The sequence below is a fragment of the Brevundimonas sp. genome, assembly GCF_041648115.1.
Taxonomy (GTDB): Bacteria; Pseudomonadota; Alphaproteobacteria; order Caulobacterales; family Caulobacteraceae; genus Brevundimonas.
Genome location: NZ_JBAZPR010000013.1, coordinates 61,566 through 80,606 on the forward strand (window position 1 = coordinate 61,566; position 19,041 = coordinate 80,606).

The following is a 19,041-nucleotide window of genomic DNA, read 5'->3' on the forward strand; positions in this document are numbered from 1 at the left end:
TTAGATGGGGCGCGTCGCCAAGACGCTTGCAGCGACCGCCCCCGACGCGGCACTTAGGCCGCAAAGACGATTGAGGAAACCCATGACCTACCGCGCCCCCGTTCGAGACCTGGCCTTCACCCTGGAGGCGGTGGCCGGCATGGCCGATGTGGCGGCGACCGGCGCCTTTCCCGACTATGACGCCGATGTCGCCTCGGCGGTGTTGGAGGCGGCGGGCCAGTTCTCCGAAGAAGTGTTGGCGCCCCTGAACCGTATCGGCGACCAGAAGGGTTCGACCTACGCCAATGGCTCGGTCACCGCCGCGCCGGGCTTCGCAGAAGCCTATCGCCAGTTTGCGGCGGGCGGCTGGACCGGCCTGTCCGCCTCGACCGAGGCCGGCGGTCAGGCCCTGCCCAAGGCGCTTGAACTCGCGGCTTATGAGACCGTCCATGCCGCCAACATGGCGTTCGGCCTGTGTCCCATGCTGTCCTTGGCCTCCATCGAGGCGCTGGAGCAGGTCGGAACGGAAGAGCAGAAGACCAAATATCTGACCAAACTGGTCAGCGGCGAATGGACCGGGGCCATGGTGCTGACCGAGCCCGGCGCAGGCTCCGATCTGGGCTCTCTGATCACCACGGCGACGCCGAACGGCGATGGCACCTACGCCCTGAACGGCCAGAAAATCTACATCACCTGGGGCGATCACGACGCTACCGACAATATCGTGCATCTGGTGCTGGCCCGCCTGCCTGACGCACCCAAGGGACCCAAGGGCATCAGCCTGTTCCTGACGCCCAAGTTCGCGGTCAACGACGACGGCACGCTGGGCGACCGCAACGCCTTCCGCCCGGTCGGGGTCGAGCACAAGCTGGGCATCCACGCCTCGCCCACCTGCGTCATGAGCTATGAAGGCGCCACCGCCGAACTGGTCGGTCAGCCGAACCAGGGCCTGGCCCATATGTTCGTGATGATGAACGCCGCGCGTCTCGCCGTTGGCGTCGAGGGCGTCGGCATCGCCGAGCGCGCTTACCAGCATGCCCTCGCATATGCACTTGACCGCCGCCAAGGCCGTTCGGTCTGGACGGGCGAGGCCAATGCTCCGATCTTCGATCATCCCGACGTGCGCCGGATGCTCAGCGTGATGAAGGCCAAGATTTCGGCCGCGCGCGCCATCTGCCTGTCCACCGGCGTCGCCGCCGATCTGGCGAAACACGCCGCGACCGAAGAGAAGCGTCGTCGCTGGAAGGGCCGCGAAGACCTGTTCACCCCCATCGCCAAGGCCTGGTCCACCGATATCGGCTGTGAGGTCGCCTCGATGGGGGTCCAGGTCCACGGCGGCATGGGCTTCATTGAGGAAACTGGCGCCGCCCAATACTATCGCGACGCCCGCATCGCCCCAATCTATGAGGGCACAAACGGCATCCAGGCGATGGATCTGGTCGGACGCAAGCTGTCGATGGACGGCGGCGAATCGGCCAAGGCCCTGATCGCGGACATGAAGGCGACACTGGTTGATCTGGGCGGTCTTTACAGCGGCAAGCCGGTCGAACGGTTCGCGACGGCCATTGAGGCGGTTCAGGACGCTACCCTTTGGCTGCTGGATCAGAAGGCCGATCCGAATGCTGCGGCCGACGTGTTGGCGGCCGCAGACGCCTATCTGAAACTGCTGGGCGACGTCGTCGGCGGTTGGATGCTGGCCAAGGGCGCGCTGGCGGCCAAGGCGAAGCTGGAGGCGCAGGACGGCGACCCGGCCTGGCTTCAAGGCAAGCTGGACCTCTACGAAGTCTATGCCGCCAATGTGCTGGGCCATGTCTCCAGCCGTCTGGCAGCCATCGGCCAAGGCGGCGAACTGCTGCAACGGATGACGGTGGACGCCTTGGCGGGCTGACGAGTCGCTGCTTTTCTTCATTTGACGTGCGACGCTCGCCGCGCCCAAACTTCGCGCTTCAACTATTTGGGGGAGCGACCGATGAATCGTCGGCAACTGATCATGTCCACCGCTGCGACGGCGCTCGCCGCCTCGGCCTCCCCTGCGCTCGCCCGCCAGTCCACCGGATCCTCCATGCCCCAACCGCCCGTCGCCAAGAAAATCCCTGTCGTCACCGAGCAGTTGGGCCGCACCCGCACCGACGACTATCAATGGATGAAGGACGACAACTGGCAGGCCGTTCTGCGCGACCCGACCCTGATCAAGGCAGAGGTCAAGGAGCATCTGACGGCTGAGAACGCCTATCGCGAGGCCATGATGGCCTCCACCCTGCCTCTGCAGCAGACGATGTTTGCGGAGATGCGCGGTCGCATCAAGGAAGACGACAGCTCCGTCCCGGCGCCGGACGGCGGCTGGAACTACTATGTCGAATACCAGACGGGCGATCAGCATCCGCGCTACATGCGCGTCGAGCGCCAAGGCACATGGATGGTGGACGGTCAGCCGGTGACGAAGAACTTCGTCATGGCCCCCGCGCCGCAACTGCTGCTGGACGCCAACGAACTGGCCAAGGGCAAGGCCTATTCCGAAGTCTCGGCCGCGAGCCACAGCCCGGATCACAGCCTGTTTGCCTATTCCGAGGATGCTCAGGGTTCCGAGGTCCATAAGATCTACGTCAAGGATCTGGCGACCGGCGAAGTCCTGCCCGCCGTGATCGACAGCGCCACCGGCGATTTCGTCTTTTCGCCGGACAGCCAGTGGATCTTCTGGACCAATCGCGACGACAACGGTCGCCCCGACAAGATCTTCCGTCGCCCGGTGCGCGGTGGCGAAACTACTCTGGTCTATGAAGAGGCCGACGACGGCATGTTCATCGGCGTGGGACGCTCGGCCGACGACCAGTTCATCGTCATCGGCATCCAGAACCAGGAAACCTCGGAGGCGCGCTATATCCCCGCCGCGACGCCGACGGCCGAACCCGTGGTGCTTGAGCCGCGTGTGGTCGCCATCCGCTACGACGTCGATCACTGGGGCGACCGCTGGGTAATCCGCACCAACGCCGACGACGCCATCGACTTCAAGATTGTCCAGGCCCCGACGGCGACGCCGTCGAAGGCGAACTGGACCGATCTTGTCCCGCACACGCCCGGCCGCTTCATCGAAAGCCTGGACCTGACGAACGACCACCTGGCGCGCCAGGAACGCGCCGATGCTAACACCCGCATCATCATTCGCGACCGTGCCGGCGAGGAGCACGAGATCGCCGTCGACGAACCCGCCTTCGCCCTGTCGCTGGCAGGCGCGTCCGAGTTCGAGACGACGACCACCCGCTACGCCTACAACTCGCCGTCAACCCCGACCCAGACCTTCGACTACGACATGGCGACGCGCGAGCGGACCCTGCGCAAGACGCAGGAGATTCCGTCGGGCCACAATATCGCGGACTATGTGGTCGAGCGGTTGAACGCCCCCGCTTCGGACGGACAACTGGTGCCGGTCACGGTGCTGCGCCGCAAATCTACCCCGGTTGACGGCTCCGCTCCGCTGCTGCTCTACGGCTACGGCTCCTACGGCATCCCCATGCCCGCCAGCTTCTCGACCAACCGGCTTTCGCTGGTGGATCGCGGCTGGATCTACGCCATCGCCCATATCAGGGGCGGCTCCGACAAGGGCTGGGGCTGGTTCCTCGATGCGCGGAAGATGACGAAGAAGAACACCTTCACCGACTTCATCGCCGCCGCCGAACATCTGATCGACCGCAAATACGCCGCGACCGGCAACATCGTCGCCCAGGGCGGATCGGCCGGCGGCCTGCTGATGGGCGCGGTCAACAACATGCGTCCCGACCTGTGGGCCGGTATCATCGGCCAGGTGCCGTTCGTCGATGTGATCAACACCATGAGCGACACCTCCCTGCCGCTGACGCCGCCGGAATGGCCCGAGTGGGGCAATCCTATCGAAGACCCGGCCGCCTACGACTACATGCTCAGCTACAGCCCCTACGATCAGGTCGAGCCCAAGGCCTATCCGGCGGTGCTGGCCACAGGCGGCCTGTCCGATCCGCGCGTCACCTATTGGGAGCCGGAAAAATGGGTCGCCAAGCTGCGACCCGCGACCACCTCGGGCAAGCCTGTGCTGCTGAAGATCAATATGGAGGCCGGGCACGGCGGCGCCGCCGGCCGGTTCGACTATCTGAAGGAAGTCGCCCACGACTACGCCTTCGCTGTCTGGGCCATCGACAAGGGCTGGGAGAAGGCGTGAGCGCACCGACGGTTCGCGACGCCCGCCCAGACGACCTCGCCGCAATCACGGCCATCTATGCCGAGAGCGTCGCCAATGGTCGCGGCACCTTCGAGCTGGAGGCGCCTGACGAGATCGAAATGGCGTCCCGGCTTGCCGGGGTGGACGCTCTGGGCCTGCCGCGACTGGTGGTCGAGATCGACGGCGCAGTCGCCGGCTACGCCTATGCCGGACCGTTCCGCACCCGTCAGGCCTATCGCTACATGGTCGAGGATTCGATCTATGTCGCGCCCTGGGCCAGGGGACGCGGCGTCGCCGGCGCTCTACTAGATGCGCTGATCGCGCGCTGCGAGGCGATGGGGCTTCGTCAGATGGTGGCGGTGATCGGCGATTCCGAAAACACGGGGTCCATCGCCCTGCATCTTACGCGCGGCTTCACCGACGCCGGCGTGTTCAAGGCGGCGGGATGGAAGCATGACGACTGGCGCGACGTGGTCTTCATGCAGCGGGCGCTGGGCGAAGGCGGTTCGGTCTCACCCGACGCCCCCGGCCTGCCGCTGGTGGACAAGAAGCCGACCCGTTGACGCATCGCCCCGACGCCTATTCTGACGTGGTGAAGATCCTTCAATCCCTGTTGATGCTGATCGGCGCCCTGGCGGTGCTGGCGCTCGGCACAGTCGGCGCGTCCGCGTCGCCTGCCGCCGCTGCGCCATGTCATGAAACTGAAACGGGCGAGGCCCCCAGCCACGCTCCCAAGGCCATGAAGGCGATGATCTGCTGCGTCGCCTGCGTGGCGACGCCGACACTGGATCCCGCGCGCCTGTCCGGCTTGAAGGTCTCGCCCGCGCGTCTTGCCGCCGTGCTGATCGACATGCCCGCTGGTCGGCTGCTGTCGCCCGAACCCGCCCCCCCCCCCCGCCTCCTGATCGTCTGACACCGCTCGCGCCTCTCGCAGGCGCAATCCGTCACGACCATCAGAGGAGGCCTTGAATGGCTATCCGTATTCTAGTCGGCGCCTGCGCCGGAGTTTCCCTGCTCGCCTTGGCTCAAGCCGCGGCGGCGCAGGATTATTCCCAACATGCTCCACCGACCACGACCGAACCGACTGCTGACCCGCACGCTGGCCACAACATGCCGATGCCGATGTCAGATGCGACGCCAGTCGATCACGCCAGCATGGGTCATACGATGACCAGCCCTTACGGCCCATGGCCCATGAGCCGCGACGCCTCGGGCACCGGCTGGCAACCCGACGCCGGCGAACATGGCGGCATCCACACCGTCGGGGGCGACTGGATGGTGATGACCCATGCCATGCTGAACCTGGTCTATGACACCCAGTCCGGGCCACGCGGCGGCGACAAGACCTTCGTCGCCGGCATGTTGATGACCTCGGCGCGGCGCGACTTCGACGACGGTTCGACACTGAACCTGCGGGCCATGCTCAGCCCCGACCCCCTGATGGGCAAGTCCGGCTATCCGCTGCTTCTGGCGGCGGGCGAGACGGCGGACGGGGTCAATCCCTTGGTCGATCGCCAGCACCCGCATGACCTCTTCATGGAACTGTCGGCCAGCTATTCGAAGCGTCTGTCCGACAAGGACAGCGTCTATGGCTACATCGGCCTGCCGGGCGAGCCCGCCTTCGGTCCGCCGGCCTTCATGCACCGGATGAGCGCCATAGACAGTCCCGAGGCGCCGATCACCCACCACTGGCTGGACTCGACCCATATCGTCTTTGGCGTGACGACCCTGGGCTGGGCGCATGACCGGTTCAAGATCGAGACTTCGGCCTTCAAGGGACGCGAGCCGGACGAGGAACGTTGGGGCATCGATTCGCCACGGCTGGACAGCTGGTCCGTGCGAACCGCCTGGAACCCGACCGACGAATGGTCGCTGCAGGCTTCCTACGCCGATGTCTCCGCGCCCGAACAGCTGGAACCGGAGGAGGACGAGATCAAATGGTCTGCCAGCGCTATCCATACATGGCGATTAGGCGACGACGGCTGGTGGTCATCGACCCTGGCCTGGGGCCGCAAGACCAACGATCACGGCGAGTCGAAAGACGGCTGGCTGCTGGAATCCGCCGTCCACCCCAACGACCGCTGGACCGTCTTCGCCCGCGCCGAACGGATCGAGACGGACGAGCTGGTTCCCGGCGTCGGCGGCGGACACGGCCCGCTCTACACGGTCGGCAAGGCGTCGGTCGGTGTCGTGCGGGACTGGCGGATCGCCGAACACGTCCGGTTCGGCCTCGGCGGTCTCTATGCAATGAACCGCGTGCCGACAGCGCTGGAGCCGATTTATGGCGGCGATCCCGACGGGGCGATGATCTTCATGCGGCTGAAGATCGACTGACGGTTCAGGCCCGTCCGGCTTCGGCCGGGCGGGCTGGCGGCTCGCCCATATGCCGCACGGCCTCATAGCCGAGCAGCGCCACACCCAGGGCGAGCATCAGCCCGCCGGCGATCAGCACCAGGCGAACATGCCGGTGCAGGTGATAAAGCAACTCGCCGATCATCGACGGTCCCGCCACATCTCGGATCGTGTCAAATCGATCCGTTCCGGGCATCATACTGCAAAATGCGGACCTGACCGAGTCCGGGAACAGCGTTCCCTCAGACGAGGCGGCTTTGGACCACGGCCGCGCCGATGAAGCTCGCGAACAGCGGGTGCGGCGCGAATGGACGACTCTTTAGCTCCGGGTGATATTGGACGCCGATGAACCAGGGATGGTCTGGGCGTTCGACCGTCTCGGGCAGGATGCCGTCGGGCGACAGGCCGGCGAAGACCAGGCCGGCCTTCTGCTCGATCGCGTCGCGATAGTTGATATTGACCTCATAGCGGTGACGGTGACGCTCGCTGATCGCGGTGGAGCCATAGATCTCGGCGATCTTGGACCCGGCCGTCAGGGTCGAATCATAGGCGCCCAGGCGCATCGTGCCGCCCAGATCGCCGCCCTGCTGGCGCAGGACGCGCTGATTACCTTGGGTCCATTCGGTCATCAGGCCGACGACAGGCTCGGCGGTCGGGCCGAACTCGGTTGACGAGGCCTTGGGATAGCCGGCCAGGTTTCGCGCCGCCTCGATCACCGCCATCTGCATGCCGAAGCAGATGCCGAAATAGGGGATGTTGCGCTCGCGGGCGAAACGAGCCGCCTCGATCTTGCCTTCCGAGCCACGCTCGCCGAAGCCGCCAGGCACCAGGACGGCATGGGCGCCCTGCAGCCGCTCTTCGCAGGCCTCAGGGTCACCCTCGAAGGTGTCGGCCTCGACCCAGTCGATGTTGACCTTGACGTTGTTGGCCACGCCGCCGTGATGCAGGGCCTCGATCAGGGACTTATAGGCGTCCTTCAGGACCGTATATTTGCCGACCACAGCAATGGTGACCTCGCCGTCGGGATGGAGGCGACGGCGCGCGATCTCCTGCCACAGCGACAGATCGGGCTCGGGCGCGTCATCGATGCCGAAATGGGCCAGGACTTCGCGATCTAGCCCCTCGCGGTGATAGTCCAGCGGCACGGCGTAGATGTCGGCCGAGTCCATCGCCTGGATGACGCCGCTTTCGCGCACGTTGCAGAACAGGCCGATCTTGCGTTTCTCCTCGGCCGGGATCGGAAATTCGCAGCGGCACAACAGGATGTCGGGCTGGATGCCGATGGACCGCAGTTCCTTGACCGAGTGCTGGGTCGGCTTGGTCTTCATCTCGCCGGCGGTCTTGATGAAGGGCAGCAGCGTCAGGTGGACGAAGCAGGACTGACCGCGCGGCAGGTCCTGGCCTAGCTGACGGATGGCTTCAAAGAAGGGCAGGCCCTCGATGTCGCCGACCGTGCCGCCGATCTCGACCAGGACGAAATCGACCTCCTCGCCGTCGTCGGTAAGGGCCTTGGTCAGGCAGAAGGACTTGATCTGGTCGGTGACGTGGGGAATGACTTGGACGGTCGCGCCCAGATAGTCGCCGCGACGCTCCTTCTCCAGGATGGTCGAATAGATCCGACCCGTGGTGATGTTGTCGGACTTGGCGGCCGACACCCCGGTGAACCGCTCGTAGTGGCCCAGGTCCAGGTCGGTTTCGGCGCCGTCGTCGGTCACGAAGACCTCGCCATGCTGGTACGGGCTCATCGTGCCCGGATCAACGTTCAGATAGGGGTCGAGCTTGCGCAGGCGGACCTTATAACCCCGCGCCTGTAGAAGAGCGCCGAGAGCGGCGGAGGCGAGGCCTTTTCCTAGCGAGGAAACCACGCCGCCGGTGATGAACACATAGCGAGCCATGGGGGGACACCTTACTGCATGATTCGCGAACGACGCACGCCGCCTGCGAATCGAACTGTTGATCAAAAGAAGAAAGCGCGCCCTGCGGCGCGCTTTCTGAAGTCGGGTCGTTGGCCTGACCGTTACCGGGAGGGCTGCTGGGCCGGCGCCTTGGTCGCTGACGGCAGGCTGGCTTCCAGATCATCCAGGGACGGGGCCGCCGGTTGGGCCGGAGCGGCGGGCTGTTGCTGGGCGGGCGCCTGCTGCTGGGTCTGCGGCGTGGTGGCTAGCGAGCCGACGGCGTTGGCGTCGATCACCGACACGGAAGCGCGGTCCATATTGCCGACGACGGTCAGGACGATCGTCAGACCGAACAGCAGGAAGGCCAGGATCCAGGTCACCTTGGTCAGCAGGTTGCCGGCGCCGCGCGCCGTCATGAAGCCCGACGGTCCGCCGCCCATCCCCAGGGCGCCGCCCTCGGAACGTTGAAGCAGCACCACGCCCGTCAGGGACACGGCGATGATGATGATGGCGACGAGCAGGATGGTCTGGAGCATGGCGTCATTCATGTGGGCGCGGATCTGCGCCGATCAAGCGGGGGCCTCTATCATCGAAGCTGACCCGGAGCAAACGTCAGACGGCCGCTTTGACGATGGGCATGAAGTCTTCGGCCTTCAGCGAGGCGCCGCCGACCAGGGCGCCGCCGACTTCCGGCGTGGCCAGAATGTCCCGGGCGTTTTCGGGCTTAACCGAACCGCCGTACAGGATCGGCGCGGTTCGCACGCTCTCGCCCAGCCGCTTGATCATGGCCGCACGGATAGCGGCATGGACTTCGGCGATCTGTTCCAGCGTCGGCGTCAGACCGGTCCCGATGGCCCATACCGGCTCATAGGCTATGGCGAAGTCGCGCTCGGACAGGCCCGTCGGCAAGGAACCCTCGACCTGGGCGGACACCACGGCGATGGCGTCGCCCGCCTCGCGTTGCTCCAGCGTTTCACCAACGCACACGATAGGTTCCAGCCCCGCAGCGATGGCCGCCTCCACCTTGGCGGCGACGTCCGCATCGGTCTCGCCAAAAGCGGCCCGGCGCTCCGAATGTCCCAGAATCACGACGGTCGCCCCCGCATCGGCCAGCATTTCCGCCGACACCGAGCCGGTGAAGGCGCCGACCGGCTTCTCATGGCAATCCTGACCGCCTACAGCGACGCCACTGCCCGCCAGCGCCACACGCACCCGGTCGATCAGCGTGGCCGGTGGGCACAGCACGACCCTATGCCCCAGCCCCGCTGCGCTGACGGCGTCCCTTATCGATTCAGCCTGCGCCAGGGCGGCCGACAGGCCGTTCATCTTCCAATTGCCGACGATCAACTTCACGGATTGTTTCATGGTCGCCTGTCTAGAAGGCGAAAACCGCGAAGCCAAGGGGCCGCGCCGCAATCCGAACACGATGCCGTCCTTGCAGCAGCGTGCCCGGCCCGACTATACGCGTCGATTGACACCAACATCGGCCCCTAATCTCGGCCAGTCTCGGGTTTTCGAATGCTCACCGCCTTCCGCGCCTTCTCTCGATCCAAATGGGCGGCCGCCCTCCTTGTCTTGATCGCGATCAGCTTCGTGATCGTCGGCGCGCGCATGGATGTGTTCTCCAACCTGGGTCCCAAGCATGTCATCGATGCGGGCGACCGTTCGATGAACGAGTTGGAGTTCCGCACGGCCTTCGACCAGGTGCGCGAACGTCTGCAGCAGCAGGTCGGTCGTCCCCTGACCAACCAGGAACTGATCGCGGAAAACATCCACACCCGCTTCCTGACCGAGCAGACCCAGCAGCTGGGCTTCCTGAACTGGGCCTGGAAGGCGGGCATCCGCCCCGGCAAGGAACTGATCGTCAAGCAGATCCGCCAGATCCCGGCCTTCTTCAACTCGGTCACCGGCCAGTTCGACCAGCAGGCCTATGAGGCCGCCCTGGCCCAACAGAACCTGACCCCGGCCATGCTGGAACAGGACCTGCGCGACCAATACGTCACCGAACACTTCGGCGCCGCCGTCTTCGCCGGCGCCCGCGTGCCGCGCATCTATGGCGCGCTGCTGGCCGGCTCGGCCTTCGAAAGCCGCGACGGTCGCTGGTTCGAGGTGACCTCTGCGATGGCCGGCCAGATTCCTGCCCCGACCGACGCTCAGCTGAACGCCTTCATCCAGGAAAACGCCGAGCGCCTGCGCGCGCCGGAGTTCCGCATGGTCTCCGTCGTCCTGTTCACGCCCGAAGCCTCGGCCGCGACGCCGATCACGGACGAGCGCATCCGCGAGCGTTTCGAGTTCAAGAAGGACACCCTTGGCAAGCCCGAGACCCGCACCTTCGTCACCCTGACGGCGCCGAACCGCGAAGCGGCCCAGAAGATCGCCGCCGCCCTGCGCGCCGGCCAGTCGCCGGCCGACGCTGGCCGCGCCAACAACGTCACGCCCGCGACGTTCGACGCCACGCCCCGCTCGGCCATCGGCGACGCCGCGACCGCCGGCGCGGTCTTCGGCCTGCAAGCCAATCAGGTCTCCGATCCAGTCCAGGCCGGCGTCGGCTTCGCGGTGGCCAAGGTCACCGCCATCCAACCCGCGGCGCCCGCGACACTGGATAGCGCGCGTGAAGAACTGATCCAGGAACTGCGCGCCGAAGATGTGAGGACCCAGACCTACGCCAAGGTCGAGAAGTACGAAGCCGCCCGCACCGCTGGCAAGAACCTGGCCGACGCCGCTCGCGACGCTGGCGGTCGCGTGGTCGATCTGCCCCCCTTCACCAAGGACGGCAAGCTGCCGAACGGCCAGGGGCTGAACGCACCGCCGCAGATCTTCGAGACGGCCTGGGGCCTGACCAAGGGCGGCGAAAGCGACGTGATCGACGCCGGCCAGGGCCAGTATTTCGCCGTGCGCGTCAACGACATCCGTCCGGCGGCCCTGCCGACCCTGGCCGAGGTGCGCGAGCCCTTGGCGGCTCAATGGATCCAGCGCGAGACGATGCGTCGTCTGTCCACCAAGGCCGAGGAACTGACCACCCGCGTTCGCAACGGCGAGGACATCGCCGCCGTCGCTCGTTCGGTCAATGCGCCCCTGACGGTCCGCACCGGCGTCGTCCGCAACCAGGCCACGCAGGACGCGCTGGGCCAAGGCGTGTTGCAGGGCCTGTTCGGCCAATCCAAGGGCCAAGCCTTCTCGCAACCGGCGTCGCAGACCGCCTATGTCGTCGGCCGCGTCGATAACGTCCACGCCGCCAATCCGGCCGTCGCCGGCCCGCTGGCCGAACAAGTCCGACCGCGTCTGACCCAGGAACTGGTTCAGGCAATGGTCGAAACCTCGATCGCGGCCGGTGCCCAGCGCTCCAAGGCGAAGAACGACCCGGCCCAGGCGCTGTCGGCGTTGGGCATTTCCGGCGATGCGACGCCCGCCGCCCCGGCGCAATGACCGAGGCTGCATCGGGGGAAGCCGACTTCGACGCCTTCGCCGCCGGCCTTTCGGCCGGTCGGCCGCAGGTGGTGGTGCGCCGGATCATCGACGACCTGGAAACACCCGTCTCGGCCTATCTGAAGCTTGGTCGCGACCGGCCCTACGCCTGCCTGCTGGAATCGGTCGAAGGCGGCGCGGTCAAGGGTCGCTATTCGATCCTGACGCTGGATCCTGATGTCGTCTGGCGCTGTCGTTCGAACGCGGCGGAACTGTCTCGTGGGCCGGACATCGCCGAGGGGCGGTTCACGCCCGAGGCCCTGCCGACGCTGCAATCGCTGCGCGCCCTGATCGCGGCGTCGAAGTTCGACCTGCCTGACGGCCTACCGCCCATGGCCGCGGGCCTGTTCGGTGTCTTCGGCTACGACATGGTTCGCCTGCTGGAGCCGTTGGGCGCGCCAAATCCCGATCCGCTGAATCTGCCGGACGCGGTTCTGACCCGACCGTCGCTGGTCGCCATCTTCGATTCCGTCCGCCACGAGATCGTTCTGGTCTCCGCCGCCTATCCCGACGCTGGCATCGCCCCCCGCGAGGCCTTCGACGCTGCCGTAGCGCGACTGGACGCCTTCGAGACCGCGCTGCGCGAGCCCCTGCCCATCCGCGCCGCGCCGCAGGAAACGCCGGCGCCGACCTTCAGCTCAGCCGTGGACGAAGCCGCGTTCGGCGAATTGGTCGCCAAGGCCAAGGACTACATCGGCGCAGGCGACATCTTCCAGGTCGTGCTCAGCCACCGGTTTTCGGCGCCCTGGACCGAGGATCCGTTCGCCTTCTATCGGTCCCTGCGTCGCCAGAACCCCTCGCCCTATCTGTTCTATCTGAACTTCGAGGGCTTCCAGCTGGCCGGTTCCAGCCCCGAAATCCTGGTGCGTCTGAAGGACGGCGAGGTCACCATTCGCCCCCTGGCCGGAACCCGCATGCGCGGTGCGACGCCCGAGGCCGACAAGGCGCTGGAAATCGAACTGCTGGCCGATCCCAAGGAACGCGCCGAACACCTGATGCTGCTCGACCTGGGTCGCAACGATGTCGGCCGTGTCGCCGCGCCCGGCACGGTCGAGGTGACCGAGAGTTTCATCGTCGAACGCTACAGCCAGGTCATGCACATCGTCTCCAACGTGCGCGGCAAAACCGACCCCAAGCTGGACGCGGTGGATACGCTCTTGGCCGCCCTGCCCGCCGGCACCCTGTCGGGAGCGCCCAAGGTGCGGGCGATGGAGGTCATCGACGAGCTGGAGAGCGAGAAGCGCGGCGTCGGTTACGGCGGCGGTGTCGGCTATATCTCGGCCGGCGGCGAGGCGGACATTTGCATCACCCTGCGCACGGCTTTGTTCGCCGACGATCGAATCTTCGTCCAGGCCGGGGCCGGCGTCGTCGCCGACAGCGATCCTGCGGCGGAATACGCCGAGACCCAACACAAGGCGCGCGCGCCGATGCGGGCGGCCGACGACGCCTGGCGCTTCCGCACCGGCAATCGTTAGCGCGTAACGGTCATCGTCGGATCGTCAAAGTGAACGCCAGGGCCGATGATGACGACGCCCGCCATCAGCACGGCCGCCGTCGCGGCGAATGCAGCGGCGCCGAGGGTGGCGACCGGGTTGGGCTTCGTCTCGACCACGACCAGCTTCGCCTTGGCGGCGGCGATCTTGGCGGCGATATCTTTTTCAGCGGCGAGTTTCACAGCCGCATTTATCTCCGGGTCGGGTTAAAATGCGCTTTACCGCCGCGCCCGCTTGGCGCGGACGCCCGTCAAGCCTAGAAGCCAAGCCATGATCCTCGTCGTCGATAACTACGACAGCTTCACCTACAACCTCGTCCACTACCTCGCGGAGTTGGGCGCGCCGACGCATGTGGTGCGCAACGACGACCTGACGGTGGACGAGGCGTGGGCGCTGAACCCCGCCGCCGTGCTGCTGTCGCCAGGCCCCTGTGCGCCGGACCAGGCCGGCATCTGCCTGCCGTTGATCGCGACCGCGCCGGCTTCGATGCCGATCCTTGGCGTCTGCCTGGGCCATCAGGCGATCGGCCAGGCCTTCGGCGGCGACGTGATCCGCGCCAAGACGCTGATGCACGGCAAGACCTCGCCGATCCTGCACGAGGGCAAGAGCGTCTTCGCCGGCCTGCCGTCGCCCTTCACCGCCACCCGCTATCATTCGCTGGCCGTGAAGCGTGAAACCCTGCCGGATTGTCTGGAGGTCACGTCCTGGACCGCCGACGGCGAGATCATGGGCCTGCAGCACCGCACCCGCCCGATCCACGGCGTGCAGTTCCACCCGGAATCCATCGCCACCGAACACGGTCACGACATGCTGGCCAACTTCCTCCAGATCGCCGGCGTAAAGCGCCTCGCGGCAGCCTGATCGTGGGCGATGGGTTCAAGCCGATCCTCGCCCGACTGGTCGAGGGCCATCCGCTGACGTCGCAACAGGCGCACGACTTCTTCGCCGCCTGCCTGCGTGGCGAGCCGACCCCGTCCCAGGTCGCCGCCGCCGTCACCGCAATGCGGATGCGCGGCGAGACGGTGGAAGAGATCACCGCCTTCGCCGGCGCCATGCGCGAGGCGGCGCTGACGCTGGATCATCCCTACGAGGTGATCGACACCTGCGGCACCGGCGGCGACGGGCAGCACACCTATAACATCTCCACGGCCGCCGCCCTCGTTCTGGCCGGAGCGGGCCTGAAGGTCGCCAAGCACGGCAACCGAGCTATGTCATCTAAATCAGGGTCTTCCGACGTTCTGTCGATCCTGGGCGTGAACCTGATGGCGGATCAGGCTCAGCAGAGGAAGGCGCTGGACGAGGCCGGCATCTGCTTCCTGTTCGCCCCCGCCTATCACGGGGCCATGCGCCATGTCGGGCCCGTCCGGGCCGAGATCGGTTTCCGCACCGTTTTTAATCTTTTGGGGCCGCTTTCAAACCCGGCGTCTGCGAAGCGTCAGGTCATGGGCGTCTATGATCCCCGCCTGCTGGAGCCCCTGGCCGAGGTGCTGGGCCGTCTTGGCGCGACGCGAGCCTGGACCGTTCACGGCCAGGGCCTGGACGAACTGGCGACCTCTGGATCGACCGAAGTCGCGGAATGGAAGGACGGCGCGGTTCGCCGTTTCCAGGTCACGCCCGAGGACGCCGGCCTGCCACGCGCCTCCATCGAAGACATCCGTGGCGGCGACGCCGAGGAGAACGCCGTCGCCCTGCGCGCGCTGCTGGCTGGCGCGGCCGGTCCGTACCGCGACATCGTGCTGCTGAACGCCGCCGCCGCCCTCGTGGTATCGGACCGGGCGGCCGACCTTGCCGAAGGTGCTTTCCTCGCCGCCGCCGCCATAGACGATGGCCGGGCCGCCGAGGCTCTGGAGCGTCTGGCCCGCATCACCTCCATGCCGCTGGAAAGCGAAGGCCCCGCATGACCGACGTTCTGGACCGCATCGCCACCTACAAGCGTGAAGACGTCGCCACCCGCAAGGCTACCACGTCGCAGGACGCGATCGAGACGCTGGCGCGAGCCGTTTCGGCTCCGCGCGGCTTTCGCGCGGCCCTGGAGCGCGTGGAAGAAGAAACCGGCCGCCCCGCCCTGATCGCCGAGATCAAGAAGGCCAGCCCATCCAAAGGGCTGATCCGTCCCGACTTCGACCCGCCGGCCTTGGCCCGTGCCTACGAAGCCGGCGGCGCGGCCTGTCTGTCGGTCCTGACCGACGGCCCCAGCTTTCAGGGCGACGACGCCTATCTGGGTCAGGCCCGCGACGCGGTCGCCCTGCCCTGCCTGCGAAAGGATTTTCTGGTCGATCCTTGGCAGGTGGCCGAGAGCCGCGCCCTGGGCGCCGACTGCATCCTGATCATCCTGGCCATGGTCGATAATCGGCTGGCTGCCGAACTGCTTTCCGAGGCCGAGCGCTTCGGCATGGACGCCCTGATCGAAACGCACGACGAGGAAGAAATGGCCCGCGCCTGTGCGCTGGGCGGCGATCTGGTCGGGGTCAATAATCGGTCGCTGCGCACCTTCGAGGTCGATCTGGAGGTGACTGAGCGTCTCTCGATGCTCAGCCCTGTCCGCGCCCTGTTGGTCGCCGAAAGCGGCATCTTCACGCCTGAGGATGTCGAGCGCGTCTCGGCCGCCCACGCCCAGGCAATTCTGGTCGGCGAGAGCCTGATGCGTCAGGCGGATGTCGAGGCGGCGACGCGGCAACTGCTGGCGGCCTGATCGCCTTCCTCGCGTCGTGCGGCGTCCCAAGGGCGCTGTTAAGTTGACATTAGGAAGGAACACTTACAGAACATCGACAAATGTTCACGGCCCGTTCCGATTCGTCGGCGGGCGCATGAGGGCCTGGCGATGCTCACGCGCAAGCAGCACGAACTGCTGATGTTCATTCACGAACGGATTCAGGAGACAGGCGTCTCCCCCTCCTTCGACGAGATGAAGGAGGCGCTGGACCTGGCGTCCAAGTCGGGCATCCACCGGCTGATAACGGCGCTGGAGGAGCGCGGCTTCATCCGCCGCCTCGCCCACCGCGCCCGCGCCCTGGAAGTCACCAAACTGCCCGAACAGGCCACGGCTGGCGCGCCGCGCGGCCGGGCCGGGTTCAAGCCTGACGTGATCGAAGGCGGCGGCGGACGCGCCCTGGCGCCGCTTGCGGCCAATGACACCCGAGAGTTGCCGTTGATGGGCAAGATCGCCGCCGGCACGCCGATCGACGCCATAGAGCACGAGACGGCGCGCTATCCCGTTCCCGAATCCATGCTGGGCTCGGGCGAACACTATCTGCTGGAGATCGAAGGCGATTCGATGATCGAGGCGGGCATTCTGAACGGCGACATGGTGGTCATCAAATCGACCGACAACGCCTCCTCGGGCGAGATCGTCGTGGCGCTGGTCGAAGGCGAACACGCGACGCTGAAGCGGATTCGCAAGAAGGGCGCCTCCATCGCGCTGGAGCCCGCCAACCGCAACTACGAAACCAAGATCTATGGGTCGGATCAGGTCGCCGTTCAGGGCAAGCTGGTCGGCCTCATGCGCCGCTATCATTGACGTCCGGGTTCGGTTGGCGTGTCCAGGGGCGGTCGCCCCGCACGTCGGCCGTCCAAACGGCGCGCCATCGAACTGGTTCGACCGCACTGTCACGCCATAACTCCACCGCGCCGCCTCGGGCGAAATCGACGCCGTCGAGTAGCAGGCGATCCTTGCAGACGCTCGGGATCGACGTGACGACCGCACGCACGCTAACGACTGGCGCCGCGCGGCATAACGTCTCCATCTGATCTAGACTCGGCGCTCTGCGACCCCACCAGATCGCAACGGGTCCAGCCTGTTTATCCTCAGGCCGACAAGAGAAGCGATCGCACGCCCAGCCCGCCTCAGATCGATCCGTCATGGTCAGGCCGCGCCGCCGCGACCACAGATCGACAGCGAACTCTCGGACGCCGGGCCTGACGATAACCGCCTGCTTCTCGCGGTGAAATGCGGCGTTTGTCCCCCCATCTCCGATCCACAGATCCGGCGTCGGCGCACGCGGCCACACCAGCACAGCCGCCGCCAGCGGCAGGCCCAGCCACCTCAGTCGTCCCTGCCACAGACAGACGAACAGCACCCCCAGAAAGGCGATCGGCAGGACATAATCGGGCGCACTGGCCACCGTCCGCACCGCCCCCGGAAGCCCCGCCGTCCAGGTTCCGATGGCCAGCATCAGATCGACGCCCCATCCCGCGACCGCCAGGAAAGGCCCACCCAGTCCCAGCGGCTCCAGGGCCGCGCCAATGGCCAGGGCCGGCATCAGGATGAAGTCCGCGACCGGAGAGGTGCCCAGGTTCGCCAACAGCCCATACATGGCCGTGCGGTTGAAATGCTGCATGGCGAACGGCCCCGTCGCCAGTCCCGCCACGACGCTGGCCGCCACCGCCGCCGCCAGCCACCCGCCAAGCCGCTGGATCGCCAGGAGTGGCCAAGGGGCTGAAATCTCACGCGGGCGTTTGGGCCAGGCCTCGACCAAGGCGACCAAGGCCGCCGTCGCCGCGAAAGACATCTGAAAGCCCGGGGTGACGATGGCTTCCGGCTGGATCGCCAGGACGATGAAGGCCGCCACCGCCAGACCGTGCATCGTCACCGCCTGCCGATCCAGCAGGATCGCCAGAAAGGCGATGGAGGCCGTGATCGCCGCCCGTTCGGCCGGAGGCGGCGCGCCCGACACCACCAGATAGACCCCGACCGCCGTCAGCCCGGCCACCGCCGCGACCTTCTTGCCGGGAACGCGCAGCGCCAGCCAAGGCCAGGCCGCCACGCCCAGCCGCACGGCAAAGAAGACGAAGCCGCCGACAATGGCCATGTGCAGCCCGGAGACAGACAGGATGTGCGCCAGGCCGGAATCCCGCATCACGTCCATGTCTTCCTGACTGATCCAGGTCTCGTGGCTGGTGGTCATGGCCGCGGCGATCCCGCCCGTCCGCTCGCCCAGACGCGCCACGATCCGTTCCGCCAAGGCGTAGCGTGCGCCGTTCACCGCCATCGCCAGCCTCAATCGCCAAGGCGCAGGCGCCAGATCTGCGCGTCGTGTCTCGCCCAGCGCGAACGCCACGCCGCCCATGCCCTGGAAGAAGGCGTTGCGGCCGAAATCATAGGCGCCGGGACTGGCAGGCGCAGGCGGTGGATTGAGGATGCCGAACAGGCGGATCGCCTCACCGGGTCTGGGCGGCTCGCCCCGCACCGTCGCCCGCAACCGCACGGGCGTCTGTTCGGGCGTCAGTCCGCGTATCCAGACGGGCGCGACCACAATCCGTGCGCCCCTCTGGCCCGGACTGTCGACGTCCACGACCCAGGCTTCAATCACAGTCGGTTCGCTCAATGCCGGCGCGATCGGCGCAGCGACCATTTCGGTGCGGACCTTGGCGGCCGCCAACCCGCCGGCGACACAGGCCAGCATCAATAGCGGCCAAGTCAGACGCCGCGCCCATCCCCGCCGCCTCGCCGTGATCCAAACCGCAAAGACGACGACGGCGCCCAGCAACAACGGCCACAATGCCGGCTCGGACCGCAGGGCGAAATGGACCGCGGCGCCGGCGCCGAAGGCGACTGGCGCCCATAGCCGCCATCGTAGTGTCTGCGCCTCGACCTGGTCGTTCAACCACGCGCGCAATCGCGCGGCGGGGGTAGGCTTTGCCGCGTCGGGGCGTATAAGGGCGTCGCTTA

17 protein-coding genes are annotated in these 19,041 nt (G+C 66.7%); 11 read left to right on the top strand and 6 right to left on the bottom strand.

The genetic code is table 11. The annotated features are described in order from the left end of the window. Positions 1-82: 82 nt before the first annotated feature. From WC597_RS12920 to WC597_RS12940, 5 genes are all read left to right on the top strand, one after another. The gene (locus WC597_RS12920; RefSeq protein ID WP_372693770.1) at positions 83-1,867 is read left to right on the top strand and encodes an acyl-CoA dehydrogenase; all 1,785 of its coding nucleotides are present in this window, start codon (positions 83-85) and stop codon (positions 1,865-1,867) included. Positions 1,868-1,948: 81 nt separating this feature from the next. After that, complete coding sequence (locus WC597_RS12925; RefSeq protein ID WP_372693772.1) at positions 1,949-4,168, top strand: S9 family peptidase; 2,220 nt, start codon at positions 1,949-1,951, stop codon at positions 4,166-4,168. After that, a complete protein-coding gene (locus tag WC597_RS12930; protein ID WP_372693774.1) occupies positions 4,165-4,731 on the top strand; it encodes an N-acetyltransferase family protein in 567 nt (188 codons plus the stop codon). The genes WC597_RS12925 and WC597_RS12930 overlap by 4 nt, the downstream gene beginning before the upstream one ends. Further along, on the top strand, positions 4,728-5,081 hold the full coding sequence (locus tag WC597_RS12935) for a hypothetical protein (protein ID WP_372693776.1): 354 nt from the start codon (positions 4,728-4,730) through the stop codon (positions 5,079-5,081). The genes WC597_RS12930 and WC597_RS12935 overlap by 4 nt, the downstream gene beginning before the upstream one ends. Before the next feature lie 56 nt (positions 5,082-5,137). Then, positions 5,138-6,502 (top strand): hypothetical protein, encoded by a 1,365-nt coding sequence (locus WC597_RS12940; protein ID WP_372693778.1) that lies wholly within the window; start codon positions 5,138-5,140, stop codon positions 6,500-6,502. 4 nt (positions 6,503-6,506) lie between these two features. Here the strand turns inward: WC597_RS12940 and WC597_RS12945 are convergent, their stop codons facing one another. The 4 genes from WC597_RS12945 to tpiA form a co-directional block, all read right to left on the bottom strand. After that, positions 6,507-6,665, bottom strand: coding sequence for a hypothetical protein (locus WC597_RS12945; RefSeq protein ID WP_372693780.1), 159 nt, complete (start codon positions 6,663-6,665; stop codon positions 6,507-6,509). 97 nt (positions 6,666-6,762) lie between these two features. Further along, positions 6,763-8,415 carry a CTP synthase gene (locus tag WC597_RS12950; protein WP_372693782.1) on the bottom strand — a complete coding sequence of 551 codons (1,653 nt, stop codon included), beginning with the start codon at positions 8,413-8,415 and terminating at the stop codon, positions 6,763-6,765. 122 nt (positions 8,416-8,537) lie between these two features. Next, positions 8,538-8,963 (bottom strand): preprotein translocase subunit SecG, encoded by a 426-nt coding sequence (secG, locus tag WC597_RS12955; protein WP_372693784.1) that lies wholly within the window; start codon positions 8,961-8,963, stop codon positions 8,538-8,540. 64 nt (positions 8,964-9,027) lie between these two features. After that, positions 9,028-9,780, bottom strand: coding sequence for a triose-phosphate isomerase (gene tpiA / locus WC597_RS12960; protein ID WP_372693786.1), 753 nt, complete (start codon positions 9,778-9,780; stop codon positions 9,028-9,030). A 153-nt stretch (positions 9,781-9,933) separates the two neighbouring features. Here tpiA and WC597_RS12965 point away from each other — a divergent pair, with 153 nt between their 5' ends. Further along, on the top strand, positions 9,934-11,841 hold the full coding sequence (locus tag WC597_RS12965; RefSeq protein ID WP_372693788.1) for a peptidyl-prolyl cis-trans isomerase: 1,908 nt from the start codon (positions 9,934-9,936) through the stop codon (positions 11,839-11,841). Next, the gene (gene trpE / locus WC597_RS12970) at positions 11,838-13,355 is read left to right on the top strand and encodes an anthranilate synthase component I (protein WP_372693790.1); all 1,518 of its coding nucleotides are present in this window, start codon (positions 11,838-11,840) and stop codon (positions 13,353-13,355) included. Before WC597_RS12965 ends, trpE begins: the two co-directional genes overlap by 4 nt. On the opposite strand, the gene WC597_RS12975 is transcribed toward trpE, so the two are convergent. Next, positions 13,352-13,555, bottom strand: coding sequence for a peptidoglycan-binding protein (locus WC597_RS12975; protein ID WP_372693792.1), 204 nt, complete (start codon positions 13,553-13,555; stop codon positions 13,352-13,354). The genes trpE and WC597_RS12975 overlap by 4 nt on opposite strands. Before the next feature lie 88 nt (positions 13,556-13,643). Here WC597_RS12975 and WC597_RS12980 point away from each other — a divergent pair, with 88 nt between their 5' ends. From WC597_RS12980 to lexA, 4 genes are all read left to right on the top strand, one after another. Continuing rightward, positions 13,644-14,234: an aminodeoxychorismate/anthranilate synthase component II gene (locus WC597_RS12980; RefSeq protein ID WP_372693794.1), complete on the top strand. Its 591-nt coding sequence runs from the start codon at positions 13,644-13,646 to the stop codon at positions 14,232-14,234. A gap of 2 nt (positions 14,235-14,236) precedes the next feature. Then, positions 14,237-15,274, top strand: coding sequence for an anthranilate phosphoribosyltransferase (trpD, locus tag WC597_RS12985; protein WP_372693796.1), 1,038 nt, complete (start codon positions 14,237-14,239; stop codon positions 15,272-15,274). Beyond that, positions 15,271-16,065 (top strand): indole-3-glycerol phosphate synthase TrpC, encoded by a 795-nt coding sequence (gene trpC / locus WC597_RS12990; protein ID WP_372693798.1) that lies wholly within the window; start codon positions 15,271-15,273, stop codon positions 16,063-16,065. The genes trpD and trpC overlap by 4 nt, the downstream gene beginning before the upstream one ends. Positions 16,066-16,194: 129 nt before the next feature. Beyond that, positions 16,195-16,890: a transcriptional repressor LexA gene (gene lexA / locus WC597_RS12995; protein WP_372693800.1), complete on the top strand. Its 696-nt coding sequence runs from the start codon at positions 16,195-16,197 to the stop codon at positions 16,888-16,890. On the opposite strand, the gene WC597_RS13000 is transcribed toward lexA, so the two are convergent. Beyond that, the gene (locus WC597_RS13000; RefSeq protein WP_372693802.1) at positions 16,871-18,976 is read right to left on the bottom strand and encodes a ComEC/Rec2 family competence protein; all 2,106 of its coding nucleotides are present in this window, start codon (positions 18,974-18,976) and stop codon (positions 16,871-16,873) included. The genes lexA and WC597_RS13000 overlap by 20 nt on opposite strands. Between the last annotated feature and the right edge of the window lie 65 nt (positions 18,977-19,041).